Annotated in this window: 27 protein-coding genes; 5 read left to right on the top strand and 22 right to left on the bottom strand. The window is 33.5% G+C overall.

What is annotated here, in order from left to right; genetic code table 11:
* The first annotated feature begins 111 nt into the window (after positions 1-111).
* A complete protein-coding gene (locus IEW41_RS13210; RefSeq protein ID WP_188606851.1) occupies positions 112-465 on the top strand; it encodes a hypothetical protein in 354 nt (117 codons plus the stop codon).
* A 56-nt stretch (positions 466-521) separates the two neighbouring features.
* Here IEW41_RS13210 and hemL read toward each other — a convergent pair whose 3' ends face one another.
* From hemL to IEW41_RS13190, 4 genes are read right to left on the bottom strand one after another with little or no spacing between them, the layout of a single operon-like run.
* Positions 522-1808 carry a glutamate-1-semialdehyde 2,1-aminomutase gene (gene hemL, locus IEW41_RS13205; RefSeq protein ID WP_188606850.1) on the bottom strand — a complete coding sequence of 429 codons (1287 nt, stop codon included), beginning with the start codon at positions 1806-1808 and terminating at the stop codon, positions 522-524.
* 4 nt (positions 1809-1812) lie between these two features.
* Entirely contained in the window at positions 1813-2640 is an 828-nt protein-coding gene (locus IEW41_RS13200; protein WP_188606849.1) for a glucosaminidase domain-containing protein, read from the bottom strand.
* A 7-nt stretch (positions 2641-2647) separates the two neighbouring features.
* The gene (locus IEW41_RS13195; RefSeq protein WP_188606848.1) at positions 2648-3559 is read right to left on the bottom strand and encodes a 1-aminocyclopropane-1-carboxylate deaminase/D-cysteine desulfhydrase; all 912 of its coding nucleotides are present in this window, start codon (positions 3557-3559) and stop codon (positions 2648-2650) included.
* Positions 3549-3887, bottom strand: a complete 339-nt coding sequence (locus tag IEW41_RS13190) for a hypothetical protein (protein WP_188606847.1) — start codon at positions 3885-3887, stop codon at positions 3549-3551. Before IEW41_RS13190 ends, IEW41_RS13195 begins: the two co-directional genes overlap by 11 nt.
* A gap of 49 nt (positions 3888-3936) precedes the next feature.
* On the opposite strand from IEW41_RS13190, the gene hutU reads away from it, so the two are divergent.
* Entirely contained in the window at positions 3937-6111 is a 2175-nt protein-coding gene (gene hutU, locus IEW41_RS13185) for a urocanate hydratase (RefSeq protein ID WP_188606846.1), read from the top strand.
* An 18-nt stretch (positions 6112-6129) separates the two neighbouring features.
* On the top strand, positions 6130-6678 hold the full coding sequence (locus IEW41_RS13180) for a DUF4136 domain-containing protein (protein ID WP_188606845.1): 549 nt from the start codon (positions 6130-6132) through the stop codon (positions 6676-6678).
* A 37-nt stretch (positions 6679-6715) separates the two neighbouring features.
* Here IEW41_RS13180 and IEW41_RS13175 read toward each other — a convergent pair whose 3' ends face one another.
* Entirely contained in the window at positions 6716-7084 is a 369-nt protein-coding gene (locus IEW41_RS13175; protein ID WP_188606844.1) for a DMT family protein, read from the bottom strand.
* Between the two features lie 133 nt (positions 7085-7217).
* Between IEW41_RS13175 and IEW41_RS13170 the strand changes: the two genes are divergently transcribed.
* A complete protein-coding gene (locus tag IEW41_RS13170; RefSeq protein ID WP_188606843.1) occupies positions 7218-8861 on the top strand; it encodes a SulP family inorganic anion transporter in 1644 nt (547 codons plus the stop codon).
* 32 nt (positions 8862-8893) lie between these two features.
* Here the strand turns inward: IEW41_RS13170 and IEW41_RS13165 are convergent, their stop codons facing one another.
* The 16 genes from IEW41_RS13165 to IEW41_RS13090 form a co-directional block, all read right to left on the bottom strand.
* Positions 8894-10945: an alpha-ketoacid dehydrogenase subunit alpha/beta gene (locus tag IEW41_RS13165; RefSeq protein ID WP_188606842.1), complete on the bottom strand. Its 2052-nt coding sequence runs from the start codon at positions 10943-10945 to the stop codon at positions 8894-8896.
* Between the two features lies 1 nt (position 10946).
* Positions 10947-12275, bottom strand: a complete 1329-nt coding sequence (locus tag IEW41_RS13160) for a dihydrolipoamide acetyltransferase family protein (protein WP_373282965.1) — start codon at positions 12273-12275, stop codon at positions 10947-10949.
* 81 nt (positions 12276-12356) lie between these two features.
* Positions 12357-12953 carry an acyltransferase gene (locus IEW41_RS13155; protein WP_188606840.1) on the bottom strand — a complete coding sequence of 199 codons (597 nt, stop codon included), beginning with the start codon at positions 12951-12953 and terminating at the stop codon, positions 12357-12359.
* Between the two features lie 2 nt (positions 12954-12955).
* Complete coding sequence (locus tag IEW41_RS13150) at positions 12956-13708, bottom strand: enoyl-CoA hydratase/isomerase family protein (protein ID WP_188606839.1); 753 nt, start codon at positions 13706-13708, stop codon at positions 12956-12958.
* Between the two features lie 24 nt (positions 13709-13732).
* Positions 13733-16231: a phenylacetic acid degradation bifunctional protein PaaZ gene (gene paaZ / locus IEW41_RS13145; RefSeq protein ID WP_188606838.1), complete on the bottom strand. Its 2499-nt coding sequence runs from the start codon at positions 16229-16231 to the stop codon at positions 13733-13735.
* 9 nt (positions 16232-16240) lie between these two features.
* The gene (locus tag IEW41_RS13140; protein WP_188606837.1) at positions 16241-16843 is read right to left on the bottom strand and encodes a short chain dehydrogenase; all 603 of its coding nucleotides are present in this window, start codon (positions 16841-16843) and stop codon (positions 16241-16243) included.
* A 2-nt stretch (positions 16844-16845) separates the two neighbouring features.
* Positions 16846-18054: a 3-oxoadipyl-CoA thiolase gene (gene pcaF, locus IEW41_RS13135; protein ID WP_188606836.1), complete on the bottom strand. Its 1209-nt coding sequence runs from the start codon at positions 18052-18054 to the stop codon at positions 16846-16848.
* 51 nt (positions 18055-18105) lie between these two features.
* Positions 18106-18513 (bottom strand): PaaI family thioesterase, encoded by a 408-nt coding sequence (locus tag IEW41_RS13130; RefSeq protein WP_188606835.1) that lies wholly within the window; start codon positions 18511-18513, stop codon positions 18106-18108.
* Positions 18513-19667: a 3-hydroxyacyl-CoA dehydrogenase NAD-binding domain-containing protein gene (locus tag IEW41_RS13125; protein ID WP_188606834.1), complete on the bottom strand. Its 1155-nt coding sequence runs from the start codon at positions 19665-19667 to the stop codon at positions 18513-18515. The genes IEW41_RS13130 and IEW41_RS13125 overlap by 1 nt, the downstream gene beginning before the upstream one ends.
* A 57-nt stretch (positions 19668-19724) precedes the next feature.
* Complete coding sequence (locus IEW41_RS13120; protein ID WP_188606833.1) at positions 19725-20510, bottom strand: enoyl-CoA hydratase-related protein; 786 nt, start codon at positions 20508-20510, stop codon at positions 19725-19727.
* An 89-nt stretch (positions 20511-20599) separates the two neighbouring features.
* The gene (gene paaD / locus IEW41_RS13115; RefSeq protein WP_188606832.1) at positions 20600-21100 is read right to left on the bottom strand and encodes a 1,2-phenylacetyl-CoA epoxidase subunit PaaD; all 501 of its coding nucleotides are present in this window, start codon (positions 21098-21100) and stop codon (positions 20600-20602) included.
* A 3-nt stretch (positions 21101-21103) separates the two neighbouring features.
* The gene (paaC, locus tag IEW41_RS13110; protein WP_188606831.1) at positions 21104-21856 is read right to left on the bottom strand and encodes a 1,2-phenylacetyl-CoA epoxidase subunit PaaC; all 753 of its coding nucleotides are present in this window, start codon (positions 21854-21856) and stop codon (positions 21104-21106) included.
* Positions 21856-22143: a 1,2-phenylacetyl-CoA epoxidase subunit PaaB gene (paaB, locus tag IEW41_RS13105; RefSeq protein ID WP_188606830.1), complete on the bottom strand. Its 288-nt coding sequence runs from the start codon at positions 22141-22143 to the stop codon at positions 21856-21858. The genes paaC and paaB overlap by 1 nt, the downstream gene beginning before the upstream one ends.
* 58 nt (positions 22144-22201) lie before the next feature.
* Entirely contained in the window at positions 22202-23158 is a 957-nt protein-coding gene (gene paaA, locus IEW41_RS13100) for a 1,2-phenylacetyl-CoA epoxidase subunit PaaA (RefSeq protein WP_188606829.1), read from the bottom strand.
* A 65-nt stretch (positions 23159-23223) separates the two neighbouring features.
* Positions 23224-24297 (bottom strand): 1,2-phenylacetyl-CoA epoxidase subunit PaaE, encoded by a 1074-nt coding sequence (gene paaE / locus IEW41_RS13095; protein ID WP_188606828.1) that lies wholly within the window; start codon positions 24295-24297, stop codon positions 23224-23226.
* A 69-nt stretch (positions 24298-24366) separates the two neighbouring features.
* Positions 24367-24936 carry a TetR/AcrR family transcriptional regulator gene (locus IEW41_RS13090; RefSeq protein ID WP_188606827.1) on the bottom strand — a complete coding sequence of 190 codons (570 nt, stop codon included), beginning with the start codon at positions 24934-24936 and terminating at the stop codon, positions 24367-24369.
* Positions 24937-24981: 45 nt separating this feature from the next.
* Here IEW41_RS13090 and IEW41_RS13085 point away from each other — a divergent pair, with 45 nt between their 5' ends.
* The gene (locus IEW41_RS13085; protein WP_188606826.1) at positions 24982-25287 is read left to right on the top strand and encodes a rhodanese-like domain-containing protein; all 306 of its coding nucleotides are present in this window, start codon (positions 24982-24984) and stop codon (positions 25285-25287) included.
* On the opposite strand, the gene IEW41_RS13080 is transcribed toward IEW41_RS13085, so the two are convergent.
* Positions 25282-25896: a DUF4230 domain-containing protein gene (locus tag IEW41_RS13080; RefSeq protein ID WP_188606825.1), complete on the bottom strand. Its 615-nt coding sequence runs from the start codon at positions 25894-25896 to the stop codon at positions 25282-25284. The two genes, IEW41_RS13085 and IEW41_RS13080, sit on opposite strands and share 6 nt — an antisense overlap.

The following is a 25896-nucleotide window of genomic DNA, read 5'->3' as shown; positions in this document are numbered from 1 at the left end:
TGAGTTATTCATGAAAAGGCATTGATTATATATCAGTGTCTTTTTTATTTATGTTTATATTCAAAAAAATCATTACTTTAGTATCTTATTTATTTTTAAAAAATTAATCCGATGAAAAAAATAATTACACTTTGCGTTTTTGCTTTTGCTTTAGTTCTTGGTACACAAACCATGAATGGACAAACTATGGTAGAAATTAACCAAGCAGCATTCACAAAAACTCAAGAACTTAAAAAAATTATAAAGTTTGATGCAGAAACTGAAGAAGAAGTATATTTAGTTTATCAAGCATACGAAAGTAAAATGTATAACGTAAACCAAAGTATTGCTAATGGTGATGTTATTTCTGATGAAGACAAACAAAAAGTAGAATCAATGCTTTTTAAAAGATTCAAAAAAATATTTACTGAAGAACAATACGAGTTGTATTTAACAACTAATAATAGTATTTCTGACGATCAATAATATTTTCTTTCAAAATATAAAAAAGGCGATTAAAATTTTTTAATCGCCTTTTTTTATTATAGTTGTTTTGCAACTTTATCTACAGCGGCAATAGTATCATCAATATCTTTATAGGTCAGTGCATCACTTATAAACCAAGTTTCAAAAGCACTTGGAGCAATATAAACTCCTTCGTTTAACATGCCATGAAAAAAGGCTTTAAAAGTATCGTTATTGCCTTTTGCTGCACTTTCAAAATCAACAACTTCGTCTTTATCAAAATGAATTGATATCATTGAGCCTACTCTATTAATAGTATGAGTAATGTTGTTCTTTTTAAGTGCATCAGCACAACCTTTATGTAGATATTCGGTTTTTTCTGCTAATCTATTAAAGACTTCTTTATCATTATTTAATTCAGTAAGCATTGCTAAACCAGCTGCCATAGCCAATGGATTTCCACTTAAAGTTCCTGCCTGATAAACAGGACCTATTGGAGCTAAATAATTCATAATCTCATTTCGAGCAGCAAATGCTCCAACTGGCAAACCTCCACCTATAACTTTTCCGAAGCAAACAATATCTGCATTCACTTTATAAAGTTCTTGAGCTCCACCTTTTGCCAAGCGGAAACCAGTCATTACCTCATCAAAAATTAAAAGAATATTATTGTCATCACATAAGTTTCTCAATTTTTGAAGAAAATTATCTTTTGGAGGTATACAACCCATATTACCTGCAACAGGCTCTATAATAATACATGCTATTTCACTCTTGTTAGCTTCAACTAACTCTTTAACATTATCAATATCGTTATATCTTGCAAGTAATGTGTCTTTAGCTGTGCCTTTTGTAACACCTGGACTATTTGGTGTACCAAATGTAACAGCTCCACTTCCTGCTGCAATTAAAAACGAATCGCTATGACCATGATAGCAACCAGCAAATTTTATTATTTTATCTTTTTTAGTAAACCCTCTAGCCAAACGAACAGCACTCATACATGCTTCTGTACCAGAATTAACAAAACGTATTTTATCAATATTTGGCACCATTGAAACTGCTAATTCTGCAATTTTTGTTTCAATTTCTGTTGGCATTCCAAACGATGTTCCAAGTTTTGCTTTTTCTATAACCGCTTTAATTACTGGATCATAAGCATGACCAAGTACCATTGGTCCCCAAGAATTTATATAATCGATAAATTTATTATCATCTTCATCAAACACATAAGCTCCTTTAGCAGACTTTGCAAAAATTGGAGTGCCTCCAACTCCTTTAAATGCTCTTACTGGAGAATTTACTCCACCAGGAATAACTTGTTCTGCTTCTTTAAATAAAGCACTACTACGTTGGTATAACATTATCTTAATTAGATTTTACAATAAGGATTTGACCAATACTTATACTATTATCAGACAACCCATTTAATTTTTGAAGCTCTTGAACCGTTAAATTATATCGTTTAGATAACGAATATAAGGTATCTCCTTTCACGACTTCGTGAGTAATTTGATCAGACGATTTTGCCCTCTTTTTTGTTGGAGTTCCTAAAACTTCTTCATCGTATTTATATAACTGAAATCTTTCAATTAGGCTTATTAATTTTTCAGGATATTTTTTGTCTGTAGCATAACCAGCAGCACGTAATCCCTTTGCCCAAGCTTCATAATCATCTTCATCTAGCTTAAACAGCCCTGAATAACGACTTCTTGTAGTTAAAAACTTTGAATGATCTTCAAACGATTCATTAGCATGTTTGTATTTTCTAAAACATTCTTGTGACGCATCATCATCATGATGAATAGTGTCTCCAGTCCAATCATGACATTTTATTCCAAAATGATTATTTGCTTCAACAGCCAATCTGCCTTTACCTGAAGCAGACTCTAATATACCTTGTGCTAATGTAATACTCGCAGGAATTTTATATTTACGCATTTCTACTTTAGCAATGTCACTAAAATTTGCTATATAATCTTCAGTTGTATTTGTATAACTAGAAACAGGTGTCGATTTAATATCTTCCTCTTCTACTTTATCATCTTCAATTTCTGTAGTTTTATTTGTTTCAGTCTTTACAATAACTCGCTCAGTTTTTGCTTTAGAGTTTTTCTTTTTGGTTACTATACGCTTTTTGGAGCCACAACTCACAATTACTAAACCAAGTATTAAGACTAAAAGGATGCGTTTCATATATTTATTAGCGTATTAAAGGTAGTTGTTTCTGTTTCAAAGTTTTATTCATTCCTTCTATACCTTGGAGTCCACCAGTATGAATAGCTAAAATTTTTGAGCCTTTTGGAAAATGTCCCTTATTTACCAAATCAAAAATTCCATACATCATTTTACCAGTATAAACAGGGTCTAACGGAATATTATTTTCTTTCTTAAACTGGTTTATAAAACTGATTAATTTCTCATTTATTTTGGCATAACCTCCAAAATTATAATCAGTAACAAGTTCCCAATTAGATTTCGTGGCAAATTTACTAATTTCTTCTTGTAAAAAATCACCTTTTAAAGCAGGAAATCCAATAATTTTTTGATTGAGTTTAGAGCTATTTATTAGTCCTGAAATTGTTCCTCCTGTACCAACAGAACAACAGATATAATCATAATCAAAATCTACATCTGTTAAAATCTCTTCACATCCTTTTATAGCCAAACTGTTTGTACCTCCTTCAGGTATTAAATAAAAGTCATCAAACTCTACTTCTAATTGCTTATTTGAACTCTCTAAAGTTTTTAATTTATACTCTTCTCTGGAAATAAACTTAAATTCCATTCCGTTTTGCTGAGCAAATTTTAAGGTAGGATTAGATTCAATTTTTGATGTTAATTCTTCTCCTCTAATTATTCCAATTGTTTTAAATCCAAATTCTTTACCAGCCGAAGCTACTGCTGCAATATGATTAGAATATGCACCTCCAAAGGTTAATAGCGTATTCTTATTAAGCTGCTTAGCTTCTAACAAATTGTACTTTAGTTTTCGGTATTTATTACCCGAAACAAATGAATGAATAGCATCTTCACGTTTTATATAAATCTCAACATTTGATGAATTGAGAAAATTCACATATTGATTAACGCTTTTATTTAGACTAAAAATCATGCCTGCGAAGATATTTTAAATAATTAAAAAACGATCTCGATTTTAAATAATTAAAGTCGTTTTCATTTGCGTAAGCTTCGCGTTCAAAAGAAATATTTCTATAAGCTAAATTTCTGTTTCTATATTGAATACATCTAATTAAAAATTCAAACCCATACCAAATAAAAAAAGGAATAATTAACAATTCTATTTGCTGTCTTAAATGAATCATCTCATGATTAATCAATATTTTATCAGCTTTTGATGCTTTATACTTCAAAAACACAAATGGAAAAATGGTAATTCCTGTATAACCTTTTGGCACTATATATTTAAATATAAAAATCATATTTTATCAATCTCAAAAATCTTTCTAATTTACATTATCTTTGTGATATATGAAGAAATATGTCCCTATTGAAGAAGGCGATTATTACTTAACACCAGAAGGATATCGCTGTTTCACAGAGCAATATCATTTAAAACGTGGTTATTGTTGCGAAAGTGGATGCAGACACTGTCCTTATGGTTTTAATAAAAATACAGATTTTAAAAAAAAAGTAATGCAAGTAACTACAGCAACGTTTAAAGATCAAATTTTAGAAGGTATTCCTAGTATATTACCTCAACCAAAACCATACGAAGCGTCAATAAATCATGCCCCAAAGCGTAAAGAGATACTTACTGATGAGGAAAAAAAGCTAGCATTACGAAACGCATTACGCTATTTTGATAAAAAATTCCATGCAGAATTATTACCAGAGCTTAAGCACGAATTAGATACTTATGGACGTATTTACATGTATCGTTTGCGCCCAGATTATAAAATGTATGCGCGACCAATTGATGAATATCCTGCAAAATCAAAACAAGCTGCAGCTATAATGTTAATGATACAGAATAATCTGGATTATGCAGTTGCACAGCATCCTCATGAATTAATTACTTATGGTGGTAATGGAGCCGTATTTTCTAATTGGGCTCAATACAGATTAACCATGAAGTATTTAGCAGAAATGACTAATGAGCAAACACTTGTTATGTATTCTGGACATCCAATGGGATTGTTTCCAAGTCATAAGGAAGCTCCAAGAGTTGTCGTTACCAACGGAATGATGATTCCTAATTACTCTAAACCTGATGATTGGGAAAAATTCAACGCTTTAGGAGTCACTCAATATGGACAGATGACTGCAGGAAGCTATATGTATATTGGACCACAAGGTATTGTTCATGGCACAACTATTACAGTATTAAATGGTTTCAGAAAAATAAAAAAATCGCCGAAAGGAAACTTGTTTGTTACGTCTGGATTAGGAGGTATGTCAGGAGCACAGCCAAAAGCTGGTAACATAGCTGGATGTATTACAGTTTGTGCAGAAGTAAACCCAAAAATCACTCAAGTTAGATTAGACCAAGGTTGGATAGACGAAAAAATTACCGATTTAAACGCACTTGTTGCTCGAGTAAAAAAAGCTAAAGCTGAACAAGAAACAGTTTCAATTGCTTATTTAGGAAATATAGTTGAAGTATGGGAAAAGTTTGATGAAGCAGATATACATATCGATTTAGGAAGTGATCAAACTTCACTTCATAATCCTTGGGCTGGAGGTTATTACCCTGTAGATATTTCATTTGAAGATGCCAATACTATGATGGCAAACAATCCACAATTATTTAAAGAAAAGGTTCAAGAAACATTGCGTCGTCATGCTAAAGCAATTAATAAACACACCGCAAAAGGCACTTACTTTTTTGATTACGGAAATGCTTTTCTATTAGAAGCTTCTCGAGCTGGAGCTGATGTAATGTCAGATAATCCAACTTTAGGACGTGAGTTTAAATATCCAAGTTATGTTCAAGACATAATGGGTCCAATGTGTTTTGATTATGGATTTGGACCATTTCGTTGGGTTTGTGCTTCAGGAAAACCAGAAGATTTAGCTAAAACAGATGCTATTGCCTGTAAAGTTCTAGAAGACATAAAGACTAATTCACCTGAAGAAATTCAGCAACAAATGTCTGATAACATCCAATGGATAAAAGGAGCTCAAGAAAATAAATTAGTAGTTGGCTCACAAGCAAGAATACTATATGCTGATGCAGAGGGTAGAATGAAAATTGCAAAAGCTTTTAATGATGCTATTGCAAAAGGAGAGATTGGATATGTTGTTTTAGGTCGTGATCATCATGATGTTTCAGGAACAGATTCGCCATATAGAGAAACTAGTAATATTTACGATGGATCTCGCTTTACGGCAGATATGGCAATACATAATGTTATTGGAGACAGCTTTAGAGGAGCAACTTGGGTAAGCATCCATAATGGTGGTGGTGTTGGTTGGGGAGAAGTTATAAATGGCGGATTTGGTATGGTTCTTGATGGTACTACAGACGCAGAAAGACGCTTAAAATCAATGCTATTTTGGGATGTAAATAACGGAATCGCAAGACGAAGTTGGGCTAGAAATGAAGAAGCTGTTTTTGCTATTAAACGTGCTATGGAAGTAGAACCAAATTTAAAAGTAACTCTTCCTAATACGGTTGATGATGAATTATTGAACTCGTTATAACCATTAATAAAAATTGCAATGAAAAAAATTATGAAAACTTTACCGTTGTTACTGTTATTAGTATTGGTAGCAACTTCATGTAGCTCTGTAAGAGTAGCATCAGATTATGACAAAAATGCAAACTTTAGTCAATTAAAAACTTTTGCGTTTTATAAAACAGGAATTGACAAAGCCGAAATTAGCGACCTTGACAAACGTCGAATTTTACGTGCTATTGAATCAGAATTATTGGCCAAAGGCTATACCAAATCAGAAAACCCAGATATGCTAGTAAGTATATTTACAAAATCTCAGCAACGTGTTGATGTATACAACAATGCTTGGGGTTATGGCGGCTGGGGCTGGGGAGGTTTCGGCGGCTGGGGTTGGGGCTGGAATCAGCCATCAGTTTCAACAAGAACAGAAGGTACATTATATATTGATTTAATAGATGCCAAGAAAAAAGAACTTGTATGGCAAGGTATGGGCACAGGATATTTATCTCAGAATATGGAGAGAAAAGAAGAACGTATTAAAGAATTTGTAACTAAGGTTATGGAAAAATATCCTCCAGGGATATCACAATAATATATATTAAAAGCGACTCAAAATTGAGTCGCTTTTTTTATTTCTTAAACACAAAAAATACAGCTAACACTAAAAACAAAAAACCTATAGCATGGTTCCATTTAAAAGATTCATTCTTAAAAGCAATAAGCGTAAATCCCATAAAAACAATTAAAGTAATAACTTCTTGCAAAACCTTCAATTCTACCAACGAGAATGGTCCGCCATTGCCTTTAAACCCAATTTTATTAGCAGGCACTTGAAAGAAATATTCAAATAAAGCTATTCCCCAACTTATTAAAATTATAGCAATTAATCCAAGTTTATTAAACCATTTCCATTCAGCAAATTTTAAATGACCATACCATGCTAAAGTCATAAAAACATTTGACATAATTAATAAAACGATAGTGTAAAATCCCTTCATTATTTTCAAAAATTATATTGAACTAAATGTATTGAATTTCATAATTAGTTTTACATTTTCATCAACCATAGTTATCAATTAAATGTTTCATTCTAAAAACCCTATCTTTGCCGACTTTCAGAATAATTAAATTATGATTTTAGGACAAACAACCCGAAAAAACTTTACTCAAAATCCAAAAAACGATATTCTTTCAGGATTAACTGTTGCTTTAGCATTAGTTCCTGAAGCAGTTGCATTTGCATTCGTAGCAGGTGTTGACCCTCTTGTTGGTCTTTACGGAGCTTTTATGATGGGAATTGTCACCGCTTTATTTGGAGGACGACCAGGAATGATTTCTGGTGCTACAGGCGCAATGGCAGTTGTAATGGTTCATTTAATTCAGAAAGGAAATGAAGTTGGAATTACTTTAGATAACCCTGTTGAGAATCTTGGTTTGCAATGGCTATTTATCACACTGTTGTTTGTTGGAGCAATTCAAATTCTCGCTGGTGTCTTTAAATTAGGAAAGTTTGTTCGGCTAATCCCTCATCCAGTGATGATGGGCTTTGTTAATGGTTTAGCAATTGTTATTTTTCTATCACAATTAGGCTTATTTAAAGAAACTGTAAATGGTGAAAGCCAATTTATGACTGGACAAGCACTTTGGACCATGTTAGGCTTTGTGGCTTTAACTATGGGTATTATGTATGGTTTACCAAAATTGACAAAAAAAATTCCTGCTGCTTTATTGGCAATAATAGTAGTAGCATGTATAACAATTTTTGGAGGTATTGAAGTAAGTACAGTTGGTTCATTTATAAAAGATGGTGGAGGCGAAGGTCTTCAAGGAACACTCCCAACATTCCAAGATCAAATATTTACATTATTTTATACACTACAAGGTCATTGGGATTTAATTTTATCTACAGCTTTTATACTTGCTGCAGTTGGTTTAATTGAGTCACTTATGACACTAAATTTAGTTGATGAAATTACAGAAACTAGAGGAAACGGAAATAGAGAATGTGTCGCTCAAGGTGGTGCAAATATCTTAAACGGACTCTTTGGTGGAATGGGTGGATGTGCTATGATTGGACAATCAATTATTAATGTAGATTCTGGTGGACGAGGTCGTCTTTCTGGTGCAGTTGCAGCAATCGCTTTACTATGTTTTGTATTATTTGGCGCTCCTTTAATTGAGCAAATTCCTATTGCTGCACTTGTTGGCGTAATGTTTATGGTTGTTATAGGAACTTTTGCTTGGAGTAGTTTCAGGATTATTAGAAAAATTCCTTTATCGGACGCTATAGTTTTAATTGCAGTTTCTGCAATCACTGTCTGGAAAGATTTAGCTGTTGCAGTTATAGCAGGTGTCATTATATCGGCTTTAGTATTTGCTTGGAAAAATGCAACAATGATTAGAGCTCGCAAACGCATACAAGCTGATGGTACTAAAACTTATGAAATTTGGGGACCTTTATTTTTTGGTTCAGTTCAAAATTTCAATGCTAAATTTGATGTGAAAAATGATCCACAAAATGTTGAAATAGACTTTGTTGAATCTCGTGTAAGTGATCATTCTGCGCTAGAAGCTATTTTTAATTTAGTGAACAAGTATGAAGCTGAAGGAAAATCGATTAAATTGAAACATTTAAGTGAAGACTGTAAGGCTTTAATGTATAAGGCTAGTCCTAAATTTAAAGAAGTAATCGTTGAAGCTGTTGACGACCCTCGCTATCATTTAGCTGCTGACCCAGAAAAGTTTACAAAACCACTTTCGGAATATAAATTATAAAAAAAGCGACTCAATTGAGTCGCTTTTTTTATTTAGTAATTTAATAAGTTTTCTATTTTCTTTTTTACCTTTTCAGTGGAAGGAATCATGGTTTCTTCTAAAGTAGAATTTAACGGAATTGCTGGCATGTTCTCACTACCAATAGTCATTACTGGAGCATCTAAAAATTTGAAGCACTCTTCCTGAATTTTTCCTGCTAAAGCTCTTGCAAAACTATTATTAGAAGGTTCTTCAGTGACCACCAAACACTTTCCTGTTTTCTTAACCGATTTCATAATCGTTTCTTCATCTAATGGAAACAACGTGCGCAAATCAATAACTTCAATTTGGTCTTTCATTCCAAGTTCTTCTGAAGCATTCATTGCCCAATGCACTCCCATTCCGTAAGTCACAATAGTTAAAGTTTCTACATTTTCTTGTTTCCATATTTCTTGTAACACCCAAGCTTTACCAAATGGTAACACATAATCTTCATCAGGCTCTACTGATGTTGCACCTTGTGTTCCTTTAACTTTTGACCAATACAACCCTTTATGTTCTAAAATGACTACTGGATTCGGATCATAATAGGCAGCTTTCATCAAGCCTTTTAAATCAGCTCCATTACTTGGATAAGCAATTTTTATTCCTCTAATATTAGTTAAAACACTTTCAACAGAAGATGAATGATAAGGACCACCACTGCCATAAGCACCAATTGGCACACGCAAAATCATGCTTACTGGCCATTTTCCGTTAGACAAATAACAACTACGACTTACTTCGGTAAACAACTGATTAAGTCCTGGCCAAATATAGTCGGCAAACTGAACCTCAACTATAGGTTTTAAACCGACTGCACTCATTCCTACTGTTGACCCAACTATAAAGGCTTCTTGAATTGGTGTATTGAATACTCTATCATCTCCAAACTTTTGAGCTAGCGTTGCTGCTTCTCTAAACACACCTCCAAGTCTTCCTCCTACATCTTGTCCGTAAAGCAAACACTCTTTGTGCTTTTTCATCAATTCTTCAACTGCAAATAAAGCGCAATCTACCATCACTACTTTATCTGCGCCTTTAGGAGAACGCTCTCCTTTTTCTTCAGTAATTAGTGTTGGTGCAAAATCGTTCGTAAATAAATCTTCTGGTTTTGGGTCTTCAGCTTTTAATGCCTTTTCAAAATCAGACTGTACTTTCGCTTTCGCGGAATTTTCTATAGATAGAATTTCTTCAGAAGAAAATCCGTTATCTTTTAATTGTTTCTTTAATACTGGATAAGGATCACGAGAACGTGCTTCATCCAAATCATCACGATACCATTCCATTCGAACACCAGATGTATGATGATTTAATAATGGTACTTTAGCATGAATTAAAAAAGGCCTACGTTCTTTACGAATTGTTTTGATGACTTTTTCAACCGCTTCATAACTTTCTATAAAATTTGCTCCATCTATTGATATAGCTTCTAACCCATTGAATCCTCTAGCATATTCAAAAGCATTTTGAGCTCTGGTTTCTGCTGCATTGGCAGAAATATCCCAACCGTTGTCTTGTACCAAAAAGATAATTGGCATTTGCTTTAAAGCTGCCATTTGGAAGGCCTCAGCAATTTCACCTTCTGTAACTGAAGCATCACCAAGCGAACATACCACCAATGGTAAATCCTTTAATGTCTTATCATCCAACCCTTGTAATTCTTTGTATTGCATTCCCATTGCAACTCCTGTGGCAGGAATAGCTTGCATTCCTGTTGCTGACGATTGATGCGGAATTTTAGGTTTATCGTCATCCTTTAAACTAGGATGCGAATAATAGGTTCTTCCTCCAGAAAACGGATCATCTTTTTTAGCTAACAATTGCAACATTAAATCGTAAGGTTGCAATCCGAACGATAATAACATTGCATCATCTCTGTAATAAGGAAAAGCATAATCTTGAGGTAATAATTGCATTCCTATTGCAGTCTGAATTGCTTCATGACCTCGTGATGTTGCATGTACATATTTTGAAACTTGCTTAAAATTAGCTTCATACAGTTCTGCCATTGACTTAGCAGTGCACAAGTTTAAAAACCCTTTTTTTAATATCTCTTTATTCATCTTATATCTTTCTATCTACATCAAATTGTTCAAAATAATCAGCTACGCGACGTACAAAACTTCCACCTAAAAAACCGTCAACAACTCTGTGATCAAAAGACAATGATAAATACATCATACTTCTAATAGCAATTTCATCTCCCTTCTCTGTTGTGATGACTTCTGGGCGTTTTTTAATAATTCCGAGCGCTAAAATGGCAACTTCAGGTTGATTAATAATTGGTGTTCCCATAACGCTCCCAAAGGTTCCAACATTTGAAATTGTGAATGTGCTTCCTTTTATATCGTCGCCAGCTAGTTTGTTTTCCCTTGCTTTATTTGCTAATTCGTTGACGTTTGCTGCAAGCTGTTTTAAATCTTTAGTATCAGCATTTTTAACCACAGGAACAATTAAATTTCCACTTGGTAATGCTGTTGCAATACCAATATTTATATCTTCTTTGACAATAATATTATTTCCATCAACAGACGCATTGATATTTGGATAATCCTTCACTGCTTTTGCTACAGCTTCAACGAACAATGGTGTAAATGTTAAACGTTCTCCATATTTCTTTTCGAAAGCTACTTTATTCGCATTTCGCCAATTTACCATATTAGTTAAATCTGCTTCAACATAAGCAGTAACATGAGGTGATGTATGTTTTGAGTACACCATATGATCTGCAATCATTTGGCGCATTCTATCCATCTCAATTACTTTTCCTTTGCCTTTATCAAAATTTAATTGAGGAATTCTATAGGCAGTTGGATCATGCATTATATTTGGTTGAACAAACTTAAATGGTCTTCCAATTTCAATATATTTCTGTAAATCACTTTTTCGCAAACGCCCATTATTTCCAAAAGCTGGAATTCGTGCCAATTCTTCAAAACTGATATGATGCTCCTTTGCAATACTTTTAATTAGTGGAGAATAAAATGTACTATTTTTTTGTTTTGCAGCAGGTAATTGTATATGCTTACTTTGGGTCTCAGAAATGTTTCCGTAATGAAACTTCTTACTTAAAATTTGATTAAACGTTTCTGGTTCAGATGATTTCTTTTCGCTTGAATGTGTATCGAATTTACTCGAACTGACAACTTTTTCAACTTTATCTGTTTTAGTTTTTACCTCTTTAGAAACTTCAAGAATAGCCAATACTTCTCCAACAGGCACCACGTCTTTAGCTTGAAACATAGTTTTTATTAATGTTCCTGATGCTGGAGCTGGCACTTCGTTATCAACTTTATCAGTTGCAACTTCAAGGATAATATCGCCTTCATTAAAACTATCGCCTTCATTAATCAACCAATTGATAATGGTGCCTTCTGTTATACTTTCGCCCATTTTGGGCATTTTTAATTCAAATTTTGACATTCTTTAAATTCTTATCATATTGGATTCCGTATCAAGCGCGGAATGACAAATCTATTTTTTCATAAAGTCACGAAGTGTATCATAAACACCTTCTTGAATTTTCATGTTTTCTGGTACCTCCCTCAAAGGCTCTACTTCTTTTAAACTACTTTGGCAATCTGCTGGTAATTGCTGATACAATTGGGTGCCTTTTGTTTTCCAGGCAATCATATCATCTGTCAATTCTTTTAACACTTTAGCAGGATTACCAACCACTAAACTTCGTTTCGGAATTATAGTTTCAGCCTTTACAAATGACATGGCTCCTACTATAGATTCGTCTCCAATTTCGGCATCATCCATAATGACAGTATTCATTCCAATCATGCAATTTTTACCCAAATTTGCGCCATGAATGATTGCTCCATGACCAACATGTGCACTTTCTTTTAATGTAATGGATTTTCCTGGAAACATATGCACAGTACAATTTTCTTGTACATTTACACCATCTTCTAAAATGATTTGTCCCCAATCTCCACGTATTGCAGCTCCTGGACCTATATAACAGTTTTTACCAATAATCACATTTCCTGTTACAGCAGCCAAAGGATGCACGAAACTGCTTTCGTGAACGACTGGAATATAACCGTTGAAACTGTAAATCATTTTTATTTAAATCCTTTTAATTTTTCTTTTGTAAAATCTGAAAGCACAAGTCTTCCACTTATTGCAGCACGCTCTGCTAATAGATTGTCCCAATCTTCAGTGCCTTTCCAGAATATGGTTTTCATTTCTTTCATGGCTTCTGTATTGTAATTGCATAAATTTTCAGCAAATTCTTTTACAGCTTCATCCAAATCATCAGTTGAATCATAAACTTGCGTAAATAAGCCTTTTTGTTTGGCCCATTCAGCAGAATAAAATGAATCTGCATCAATTGCTATTTGAGACATTCCGCTTAAACCGATTTTACGTTCGATTGCTGGTCCAACCACAAATGGTCCAATGCCAACATTTAGCTCACTTAATTTAATTGCTGCAAATTTTGTTGCCATACAATAATCGGTTGATGCTGCTAATCCAACACCTCCTCCAACTGTTTTGCCTTGAATTCTACCAATAATGAATTTTGGACATTTACGCATTGCATTTATAACATTTGCAAAACCCGAAAAGAATACTTTTCCTGTCGCTTCATCATTGATGTTTATTAATTCTTTGAAACTTGCTCCAGCACAAAACGTTCTGTCTTTTCCACTTTTTAAAACAAGAACTCTAATCTTGTTATTGTTTCCTGCATCAGTTATTGTATGCGCTAATTTTGCTAACAAATCTCCTGGTAAAGAGTTATGTGCAGGATGAAAAAACTCAATGTATCCTACTTCGTTTATTATATCCAACTTAACATATGGATCACTCATATCTTTGTTTAATTTCTTGGTTATTTATATTAATCCGAATTGTTCGAAATGATGATTTAGATGTTTTCTTTCTAATAAATATGACTCATAACGATTCAATTCACCAAAAACTAAATTCTTTAATTTTGCCTCTGGATTTTCTTTAAAAAATACTATGTACTTTTCTCTTTGTGCTTTAAATTTTTCAATTGCAGTATTTAAATCTGAATGTTTTAAAGGTTCTAAAGTATCTTTCTCTAATTGAGGAAATTGAGTGTTTCTAGGAAACTTATCATAACTCCATAAACTATTATGCACCTTCTCTAAAATCTTTTCTGGTGTTGCTACTTCAAAATCTTGAATTTCTCCTGATGCAATTTTATAAGTATATTCTAAATGCTCAATCATGTGTTGAGGCGTCATAATTCCCCATCTAGGTTTTGTGTCTGATGTTAATTTTGAAAGACATTCATCAATTTTTTCATCAGTCATTTCAACAAATGTTTCTTGTTTTTTCTGAACCATTGTTAACACAGTTGCTAATGCTACTAATTCGTCATCAGCATCAAATATTTCTGCGAACCATTTTACAATTCCACTAGGATGTTCAGCCGAAGCCACATCTCTATCTACTTTTTGTTTGCATGTTAAACGAACATAAATAGTATCGTTATGATACAATGGACGTAAGAAACGACATTCTTCCAGTCCATAATTTGCAGAAACTGGCCCTTTATTAGGGTGAACAAATAAGCCTGCTGCTGCTGAAATAATGAAATATCCATGAGCAGTTCTTTTCTCGAAAATACTACCATCTAATGAGGTAATATCTGTATGCGCATAGAAATGATCCCAAGTCACATTCGCGAAATTGATAATATCAGTATCTGTAATGGTACGCTTATGCGTTTTCATAGACATACCTGGTTGGATGTCTTCCCAATGGTATTTAAAAGGGTGTTGTTCTGCGTCCTTATATTTTGCTTTTTGTTGGTAAATACCTGTGATTTCGGTAATTGTTGTAGGCGAACCTTGAATAGCTGTACGCTGTAAATAATGTTTTATACCTCGTACACCTCCCATTTCTTCTCCTCCACCAGCACGTCCTGGACCACCGTGAACTAAATATGGTAATGGTGAACCATGTCCTGTACTTTCTTTCGCCATTTCACGATTAATAACCATAATACGTCCATGATGAGATGCTGCATTGACTACATAATCTTTAGCAATTTTATCGTCATATGTTGCTATTGAAGATACTAATGAGCCTTTACCCATTTGGGCTAATAATATAGCTTCGTCTAAATTTTTATATGGCATAATGGTACTAACTGGACCAAAAGCTTCACGTTCATGAATAATAGTATTTTTAAAAGGATAGTCTGCTCTTAATAAAATTGGACTTATAAAAGCACCTTTTTTAGCATCTGCTCCAATAGTTTCAATTTTGTCTAAATTACCGTAAACAATTTGTGCTTCTTTTGATAAATCGCTTACAGAATCTCTAACGGCTTGAACTTGCTGATGACTTACCAAAGATCCCATTCTAACCTCTTTTAGTCTTGGATCTCCAATAGTAATTTTATCTAACTCTTTCCCTAAAGCCATTTGAACATCTTCAACCAATTTTTCAGGAACAATAATTCTACGAATCGCAGTACATTTTTGTCCTGCTTTTACTGTCATTTCTTTTCTGACCTCTTTGATAAATAAATCAAATTCTGGTGTTCCAGGAACTGCATCTTCTCCTAAAATAGATGCATTTAATGAATCGGCTTCCATTGTAAATGGTACAGATTCTAGTATTAATCTTGGATGTGCTTTAAGCAATCTTCCTGTTTGTGCAGAACCAGTAAATGTTACTACATCTTGAGATTCTACTGTATCTAATATATTTTTAACTGTTCCGTTTATGATTTGTAATGCACCTTCTGGCAATATTCCAGAAGCAATAATTTCTCTTGCTACTGCTTCAGCTAAATAAGAAGATGAAGGTGCTGGTAAAACCACTGCAGGTACTCCAGCCATCCAATTAACTGCACATTTTTCTAACATTCCCCAAACAGGGAAATTGAATGCGTTAATGTGGACTGCCACTCCTTTTTTAGGCACCATGATATGATGTGCCATAAAACGTCCTCCACGAGACAAATCGATAGCATCCCCTTCAACATGATAAGGCTGATTTGGAAATAACTTTCTTAAAGAAGCATTGGCAAATAAGTTACCAAATCCTCCTTCAATATCTATCCAACTATCTACTTTGGTTGCTCCTGTTCTATAACTTAACTCGTAGAAAGCGTCTTTTCTTTTGGTAAGATATAATGCTAATTTCTTTAGCATATTTCCACGCTCCTGAAAGGTCATTTTTCGAAGTACTTCGCCTCCTTTTGTTCTACCATAATTTAAAACTTCAGGAATGTCTAAACCTTCAATAGCTACACTAGTAAAAGCTTCACCTGTTATAGCATCTAAAACTGGAGTTCCTTCTTCTTTTCCTGATGTCCATTGACCTTGGACGTAGTGTTGTATTTTGTTCATAATAACTCGTTATGCCATTATTCTAATTATTCTTCCTGTAATTATTCCTTCAATACATTTGATGTAACCATCTACTATTTTAGACATTGGTACAGGTGTATTTCCTGGGAAATAATCTTTATATTTTTCATAAGCATCTTCAACTAAATCTGAGCTTACAGCATTAATTCTAATTCCATTTTCAAGTTCTAAAGCAACAGCTTTTACAAAGCTATGAATAGCTCCATTAACCATTGCAGCACTCGTAGTCATATCTACAGGGTCGTCAGCCAAAATTCCAGTTGATAATGTAATAGAACCTTTAGGATTTAAATAATCTTTTCCAATTCTAACAACATTAACTTGTCCCATTAACTTGCTCTTTATTCCAATGTAAAAATCATCTTCTGAAAGCTTATTGAACTTATCCCATTTAGCATCTCCTGCGATTGTTACAATACTATCCAGTTTTCCAACTTTTTCAAACATTGATTTTATAGATTTTGAATCTGAAAAATCGACCGTAACATCACCTGAATGTCGCCCAGCTACTATAACCTCATGCTTATGTGAAAGTCTTTCAGTTACTTTTTTACCAATGGTTCCGTTTCCTCCTATAATAAGTATTTTCATTCTTAAACTCTTTCAATTATTGCTGCATAACCTTGACCTACACCAATACACATCGTAATTAATGCATACTTTTTGTTTTGTTGGTGTAATTCTAATGCAGCAGAATATGCAATTCTTGCTCCTGTTACACCAAGTGGATGACCTATAGCAATAGAACCTCCATTTGGATTTAATCTTGGGTCATTATCTGCAATTCCCCAAGCTCTTGTGCATGCTAATGCTTGTGCAGCAAAAGCCTCGTTAAGCTCAATAATATCGATATCGTTCATTGTCAAACCTGCTTTAGCTAATGCCTTATTTGAAGCTTCAACTGGACCAATTCCCATGATTCTTGGTTCTACACCAACAACCGCAGAACTTACAATTCTTGCTAATGGTTTTAAATTGTATTTTTTTACAGCATCTTCAGATGCAATAATGGTTGCAGCTGCTCCATCATTTAATCCAGATGAATTTCCAGCAGTCACACTTCCGCCTTCAGCTTTAAAAGCACCTCTTAATTTTCCTAGTACTTCTAAAGATGTGTTTGGTTTTACAAACTCGTCTTTTGAAAATTTGATTGGTTCCTTTTTACGTTGTGGAATTTCAACTGTTACTATTTCTTTTGCTAAACGCCCATTTTCTTGAGCTTTGGCAGCTTTCATTTGGCTCCAATATGCAAACTTATCTTGATCTTCACGTGAGATATTATATTTTTCTACAAGGTTTTCTGCGGTATTTCCCATACCATCTGTTCCGTACATTTTTTGCATTTTAGGATTGATAAATCGCCATCCAAAACTAGAATCATACATTTTTGCGTCTGTTCCAAAAGCACTTGATGGTTTTGCAACTACGTATGGTCCGCGTGTCATATTTTCAACACCTCCAGCTATAAATACATCACCATCACCTGCTTTAATTGCTCTGTTAGCATGAATGATTGCTGATAAACCTGAACTACATAAGCGATTAACTGTTTCTCCAGGAACTGTAAAAGGCAATCCTGCTAAAAGTGAAGACATTCTCGCTACATTACGATTATCTTCACCTGCTTGATTGGCACAACCTAATATAACATCGTCGTATGCTTCTTTTGGTATGTTTGGATTTCGTTTTACTATTTCTTCAATAACTAAAGCACCTAAATCGTCTGTACGAACAGCTGCTAAAGTCCCTTGATAACTTCCTATTGGAGTGCGTACTCCATCTATGATATATGCTTCTTTCATAATTATTTATATGGATTCCGTATCAAGTACGGAATGACAAATCAATTCACTTTACTCTACCCAATCTTTTTGAGTTCTATAAACAACACCTTTAAAAAGTGCTACTAATTCATTTTCTCTTTTAACTTCAATAATATTGAATCCTAATTTATTATTTACTTTTTCTATTACAGATTCTGCGACCAAATAATCACCTTCATTTAATGCCTCAATATGGTTGATACTTGTTTCAATAGAAACTGCATATTTACCATGTGTATTAGCCGCAAACCCAAAAGCAGTATCTGCTAATGAATAACTAATACCACCATGAGCTTTATTCATGCTGTTTAGCATTTCCTTACGGATAGTCATAGCGACTTTACATCTACCTATTTCACATTCTAATATCTCGATACCCAACCATTGGCTATAGGCATCTTGACTCAACATTTTATATGGTATTTTTTCTCCTTGCATTAAAAGAATGTTTTATTTTCCCTATTCATTTTACGTAATAATGGGCTGCAACGATAACGATCTTCATGATATTCGTTATATAATTCGTCTAATTTTGAAACACACCAATTAATACCTTTTTCATCTGCCCAAGCTAAAAGACCTTTAGGATAATTAACGCCTTTGGTCATAGCGTTATCAATGTCTTTGGCTGAAGCGATATTTAAAAATAAAGCGTCTGCAGCTTCATTAATCAGCATAACTAATACGCGATTAAATATTAACTCAGCTATTTCTTTATCTTCTTTTGGTTTTGGCATTGATATTCCTTCAGAATAATCATAATATCCTTTCCCAGTTTTTTTCCCTAAATAGCCAGCTTCAGCAAATCGTTTTTGAGTGAATGCTGGTTTGTATCTTGGGTCAAAGTAAAACGCTGTAAAAACAGTTTCAGTAACCGTATAATTAACATCGTTGCCTATAAAATCCATCAATTCAAAAGGTCCCATTCTGAAACCTCCAAGCGACTTTAAACTGTGGTCTATAGTTGCGAAATCGGCAATGCCTTCTTCATAAATTCTTAATGATTCTCCATAAAAAGGTCTTGCAACACGGTTGACGATAAAACCTGGAGTGTCTTTGGCAACTGCGACTACTTTTTTCCAATCGGAAATGATTTTGATTGAATTTTCTAAAACTTCCTTCGAGGTTTGTATTGCGGGAATCACCTCAACCAATTGCATTAAAGGCGCTGGGTTGAAAAAGTGAATACCAATACAGCGTTCTGGTTTTTTAAGCGAAGCTGCAATGGAAGCTATTGATAAACTTGAAGTGTTTGATGCTAAGATACAATCATCAGAAACATACGTTTCTAATTCTGAAAAGACTTTTTTCTTGATATCAAGACTTTCTATAATGGCTTCAATAGTTAAATCTGAATCTGCTAAATCTTTTAATTTAACTATGTAAGAAATATTATTTTGAATTCGTGATTTTTCAGCTGTATCAATACGTCCTTTTTCAACCAAACGTGCTAATATTTTTTCTAAAGCTGATTTTGCTTTATCTAAAGCCGCTTGATTGGTATCGTATAATTTCACTTTACAACCAGAAGTTGCAGCAACTTGTGCTATACCACTTCCCATTGTTCCACTTCCTATGATTCCTACATTCATATATTATATTTGTCTTTCAATCGACCTCTCGACTGCGCTCGAGGTGACAATTCAATATTATTTTCCTTTAAAATTCGGTTTTCGCTTTTCAATAAAAGCTGCAACGCCTTCCGCATAATCTTCACTTTGTGCTGCTTCAATTTGTAATTTAGATTCTAAAGCTAATTGCTCTTCCAACGTATTTGTCATCGATTTGTTGAACAATTCTTTAATCATACCTAACGCTTTGGTTGGCATATTGGCTAGTTTTACAGCTAAAGCTTCTACTTCTTCTTCAAAATTTTCTAAAGGAATTATTTTGTAAATCATTCCCATTTTTTCTGCTTCTTCAGCTGAAACTTTATCTCCTAACATAGCTAAAGCTGATGCTTTTTGAAACCCAATTAATCTTGGTAAAAAGAATGTTCCTCCACTGTCAGGAATCAATCCAATAAGACTAAAGGCTTGTATAAAACTTACTTTTTCATGTGCGACAACAATATCGCAAGCTAAAGCAATATTTGCAGCTGCTCCTGCTGCCACACCATTTACTGCTGCAATAATTGGCTTTTTTATGTTTCTAATTCTAGTAATTATTGGGTTGTAATGTTCGTCTAGAATTTTTTTGAATCCTGGATTTAAATCTGGGTCAGTGACTTCTTTTAAATCTTGACCTGCTCCAAAAGCTTTTCCGTTACCAGTAATAACAATCGCTCTTACCTCTTCATTTTTTTCGCAAGCGTCTAAAGTATCTTGAAATAAAAATGCCATTTCACGATTGATACTATTAAAAACTTCTGGTCTGTTTAGCGTAATATATGCTACTTTGTTTTCAATTTTTAATAGAATTGAATTGTTACTCATACCTATATTTTTTTATTTGTTCTTGATACAATTTTCCTAGATTTCGACTGCGCTCAATTTGACAGAAAATCACTCGAACTAACGTCTTTTTATTTAAGACATTTAAAGTAATCAAAAGGCTCTTGGCAATCCTCACACTGAAATTGTGCTTTGCATGCAGTAGAACCAAACTGACTTACTAATTTGGTGTTTGTTGAACCACAATTAGTACATTTTACTATTCTTTTACCATTTAATAAAACATCTTTATCTGTTTCAGCATCTAAAGGTGCTGCTATACCATAATTTTCTAATGCTTTTCTACCTCTTGGTGTTATCCAATCGGTTGTCCAAGCTGGAGATAGAATTAATTCTATTTCGGAATTGTATCCTGCTGTTTTTAAAGCAGCTTTTATATCATCACCTATAACATCCATTGCTGGACAGCCACTATAGGTTGGTGTAATTTGAACTTTTACAATATTATTTTCAATAATTGCAGAACGTACAACTCCCATGTCCATAATTGACAATACTGGAATTTCTGGATCAGAAACTTTTTCTAATATTGACACTAATTTTTGGTCTATATGTTGTTTTTCTGCTACCATTTTCTACCATTCCATATTTGGATAGGTTCGTTGCATATATTGTAAATCACTTAACAAATATCCCATATGTTCTGTATGAATACCTTCTTTTCCTCCTTTTTGAAAATATTTTGATTCAGGAATGTTAAGCGTAGCTTCTTCTAAAACCTCATTGACTTGTTTATAATAAGTCTCTTTTAATTTTGTAACATCAACACCAACACCCTCTTTTACCATCACTTTGTCTGCTTGAGTTTGGTGGAATAATTCGTCTGTATATGCCCACAAAGCATCAATAGCATCTTGCATTTTTTGATGACTTAAATCTGTCCCATCTCCAAGCCTTTTTATCCAATCTGATGAAAAACGTTGATGATAGCTCACTTCCTTTATAGACTTTGATGCAATTGCAGATAAGGTTAAATCTTTACTTTTTTGCAATTCATTTAAAAGCAATAAATGATAGACATCGAACAAAAACTGACGAGCCATTGTATATGCAAAATCTGTATTAGGTTGCTCGACCAATAATACATTTACATATTCCCTTTCTTTACGAAGCATTGCAATATCGTCTTCAGTTCTCCCATCTCCTGCTATTTTAGCAGCATATTGGTAATAACTACGTACTTGCCCAAATAAATCTAAAGAGATATTTGTACAAGCTATATCTGTTTCTAGGCTTGGTCCATGACCAGTTAATGATCCCATTCTTTGACCCAGAATAAGGCTATTATCTGCAATACCTAAAATGTATTTATAAAGATTATCTTTCATTACATATGTTTTACTTCGTCAGGTAAATCGTAAAATGTTGGATGACGATATACTTTATCTTGTGCTGGTTCAAACAGTTCTCCATTATGCTCAGGATTTGAAGCTGTTATATGTTTAGACTCTACAACCCAAATACTTACACCTTCATTACGTCTTGTATATACATCTCTAGCATTTTCTAGTGCCATTTCTGCATCAGCAGCATGAAGGCTTCCAAAATGACGATGCTCTAACCCATTTTTGCTTCTTACGAAGACTTCCCAAAGTGGCCAATTTTTTGTTGCCATAATTATATTATTATTATTTGTTTGAAAACCCTTCGACTGCGCTCAGGGAGACAAACAATTAAACTACTTGTTTTTCTTTCTTTTGTTGTTGTTTTTCTGCATAAGCCATTGCCGCATCACGAACCCATTCCCCTCTTTCCCAAGCACCAACTCTTGCATTCATTCGTTCTTTATTACAAGGACCATGACCTTTGACTACTTGCCAGAATTCATCCCAATTTATTTCTCCAAAATCATAACTTCCTTTTTCTTCATTCCATTTTAAATCTGGATCTGGAATTGTAAGCCCTATCAAATCTGCTTGAGGCACAGTTTGATCTATAAACTGCTGACGTAATTCATCGTTAGATTTTCGCTTCAGCTTCCATTTCATAGACTGCTCAGTGTGAATTGATTCGGCATCTGTAGGTCCTAACATCATTAAACTTGGCCACCACCAACGATTTAAAGCATCTTGAGCCATTTCTTTTTGTTCTGGAGTTCCGTTTGCCAACTTAATCATGATTTCATACCCTTGACGTTGGTGAAAACTCTCTTCTTTACAAACACGAACCATTGCTCTTGCATAAGGACCATAAGATGTATTGCACAATGGCACTTGATTAATAATGGCTGCGCCATCTACCAACCAACCTATGGCTCCCATATCTGCCCAAGTTACTGTTGGGTAATTAAATATTGAAGAATACTTTGCTTTACCTGAATGTAATTGATCATATAATTCATCGCGAGAAATTCCTAATGTTTCACATGCAGAATACAAGTATAATCCATGACCTGCTTCGTCCTGAACTTTAGCCAATAAAGCCACTTTTCGTCTTAAAGAAGGTGCTCTTGTTATCCAATTACCTTCTGGAAGCATACCAACAATTTCGGAATGTGCATGTTGTGACATTTGCCTGATATGTGTTTGGCGATACTTTTCTGGCATCCAATCTTTAGCTTCAATTTTTTCGTCACGAGCAATACGTGCTTCAAATTGAGCTTCTAGGTTTTTTATTTGTTCTTCACTCATTCTTTTAGCTTTTAGCTATTGGCTTTTAGCCATTAGCGTGTTGAACTTAATAATTTTATATTATTTTAAACATCAAAATTTACTTTAACTACTTTACTCGTTGGCACTGCCTGGCAACTTAGTACATAATTTTGTGCCACTTCTTTATCTTCAAGTGCATAGTTGACTTTCATTTTTACCGAACCTTCAACTACTTGACATTTGCATGTACTGCAAACACCACCTTTGCATGCAAAAGGTAAATCGGCTCCTGCTGCCAAAGCACCATCTAGTATATTATCAAAATCGTCATCCATAATAAAATGGAATTCTTTACCACCATCAATAATGGTTACTTCGGTTCCATCTGCTTTTTCTTCAAGAACTTCTGCGATGTGTTTATTTTCTTCTTCCGAACTTCCTGAAAAAAAAAGTTCGTAATGTATTTTTTCTTTACTTAACCCAGCCGCTTGTAACTCGTCACGAATTAAGAAAATCATATCTTGAGGCCCACAAATAAATGCATGATTTGTATCTGGAATATCAATAAAAGTTTTGGTTAAAACTGCTAATTTTTCTTTATCAAATCGTCCATTTAAAAACGGAATATCTCGTTGTTCCTTCGTCAAAAAATAGAACACTTGAAAACGACCAAAAAACTCATTTTTAAGCTGCTCAATTTCTTCTTTAAAGATAATGGATTTAACAGTCCTATTCAAGTAAAACAGTTTGAATGTACTGTTTGGCTCTTTATGTAAATGGGTTTTTATGATTGATAGCATTGGTGTAATTCCGCTTCCTGCTGCAAATGCTATATAATTTTTTGAAGAATTAGGCTCACACTCTACATAAAACTCACCATGTGGAGGCATAACTTGCAATTCGTCTCCCTTTTTAAGTTCGTTAAAAGCGTAGTTAGAAAAAACACCTTCGCGAATAGTTTTAATTGCAACCTTCCATTCGTTATCAATAGGACTTGAGCATAATGAATAATTACGACGAATGTCTTGCCCATTAATTTCTTTACGCAAGGTTAAATGCTGTCCTTGTTTAAATTTAAACTTTTCTTTGAGATGATCAGGTACTTCAAAAGCAACAACAACTGTGTCTTTTGTTTCTTTATAAATTTCTGATACTTTCAGGTTATAAAAATCTGCCATTTATTTTACAAATCATATTTAACTAACACTTGTTAGTTTGCTTGACAAATTTACAAAATAAAATCTAAATTATGTGTTAATTCCGCTGATGAGAACTTTGCTTAAACTTTGTGCTAAACTGTTAGAGTTGATATCCTCTTTTTTTGGTATCCAAAGATAAAGTGAACGTAGAGTTGACAGGATTGAAAACATAATAATTTCTGGGTTAGAGTCTATGATTTCGTTTGATTTTATACCAGATTTAATAATGTCTATAAAATCTTGTTCATACTTTTTTCGTAGCTCTAAATAATAATCTAACTGCTCTTCTAAATGCATCCAATCGTTATTAAGGCAAGCCATTCCATATGTGTTTTTTACTGTAATTTGGACATGAAGTGATACAATCATTTGCAACTTATCTATTGCTTTATGATTTGAAGTTTTGATTAAATTCATCTCTTGTGTAAACTCTTCAGCCAACGAAATAATAATCACTTTTAGAATTTCTTGTTTTGATGTAATATGGTTATAAAGACTAGCGGCTTTAATTCCCATAGCAGTAGCTAAATCTCGCATTGTCACTGCACTATAACCTTTTTCTTTAAAAAGTTTTGCTGCAGTTTTTATAATTTCTTCCTTTCTAGTTTCTGGTTTCAAATGAAATGTATTTAATTATTGTAAATTTATGTAAAAAAGAAGACTATGGGATTTTTAGATTTTATTTTTGGAACAAAGAAAAGGCAAGTTCAAGATTTTTTAGATAATGGAGCAGTAGTATTAGATGTTAGAACACAGCGTGAATGGGATAAAGGACATATTGAAAACTCAAAACATATTCCACTAGATGATTTACATAATCATGTAAATGAGTTGAAGCAAATGAATAAACCTTTTGTTGTTTGCTGTGAAAGCGGAATACGTTCAGCTAAAGCTGCTAAATTTTTAAATTTAAATAATATTGAAGCTACTAATGGTGGTGGTTGGGTTGGCTTAAGTAAAAAATTATAGTTTAAGGCCTTGAAAATCTTGAGTGTTTTCAATTATATTTTCATTGTACTTAAGTGTCCAACCTAAAGAATTTGTTAGAATATAAAACTTTGACAACTCGCTAATCAATCTATTTTTAGCATTCTTTTTTATGTCTGAATTTTCTATTTTTTTGAGTAAAGACTTTTTTACTGTTTCTTTAATGTCGTTATAATCTTTAGCCTCAAAAGCATTAAAATAATCTGCTTGAATATCGTAGTACTCAAAATCTGGATTTATTTTTATTTCTTCTTCTGGAATACTAATTAGAGTTAATGTTTTTGTTGCTTCATCAATTTCATATTCTAGTAGGCTTAAATCGTATGAAACAAATACATCTGCATTAACTACTACTAATGCTTTTTTGTCTGAAGTAATTAAACTTCCAAAAATTTCTTTTGAATTTTTATAATTAAAAACTTCGCTTAAATGACCTTCGGTAACTATAAGTTTACCAACATTTTTTATTTGCTCTTGTATTAATGCAGAACTTTCTTGAAGCACAATTTTGTCTTCTTTTTTGTCGCTACAGTACTTAAATGCAATTAATACTATTAACGCTATAGCAATTCCGAATACAATTTTGCGCAT

It is taken from the genome of Aquaticitalea lipolytica, from assembly GCF_014641635.1.
Lineage (GTDB): Bacteria > Bacteroidota > Bacteroidia > Flavobacteriales > Flavobacteriaceae > Aquaticitalea > Aquaticitalea lipolytica.
This window is presented reverse-complemented; position numbering and strand designations above follow the sequence as displayed.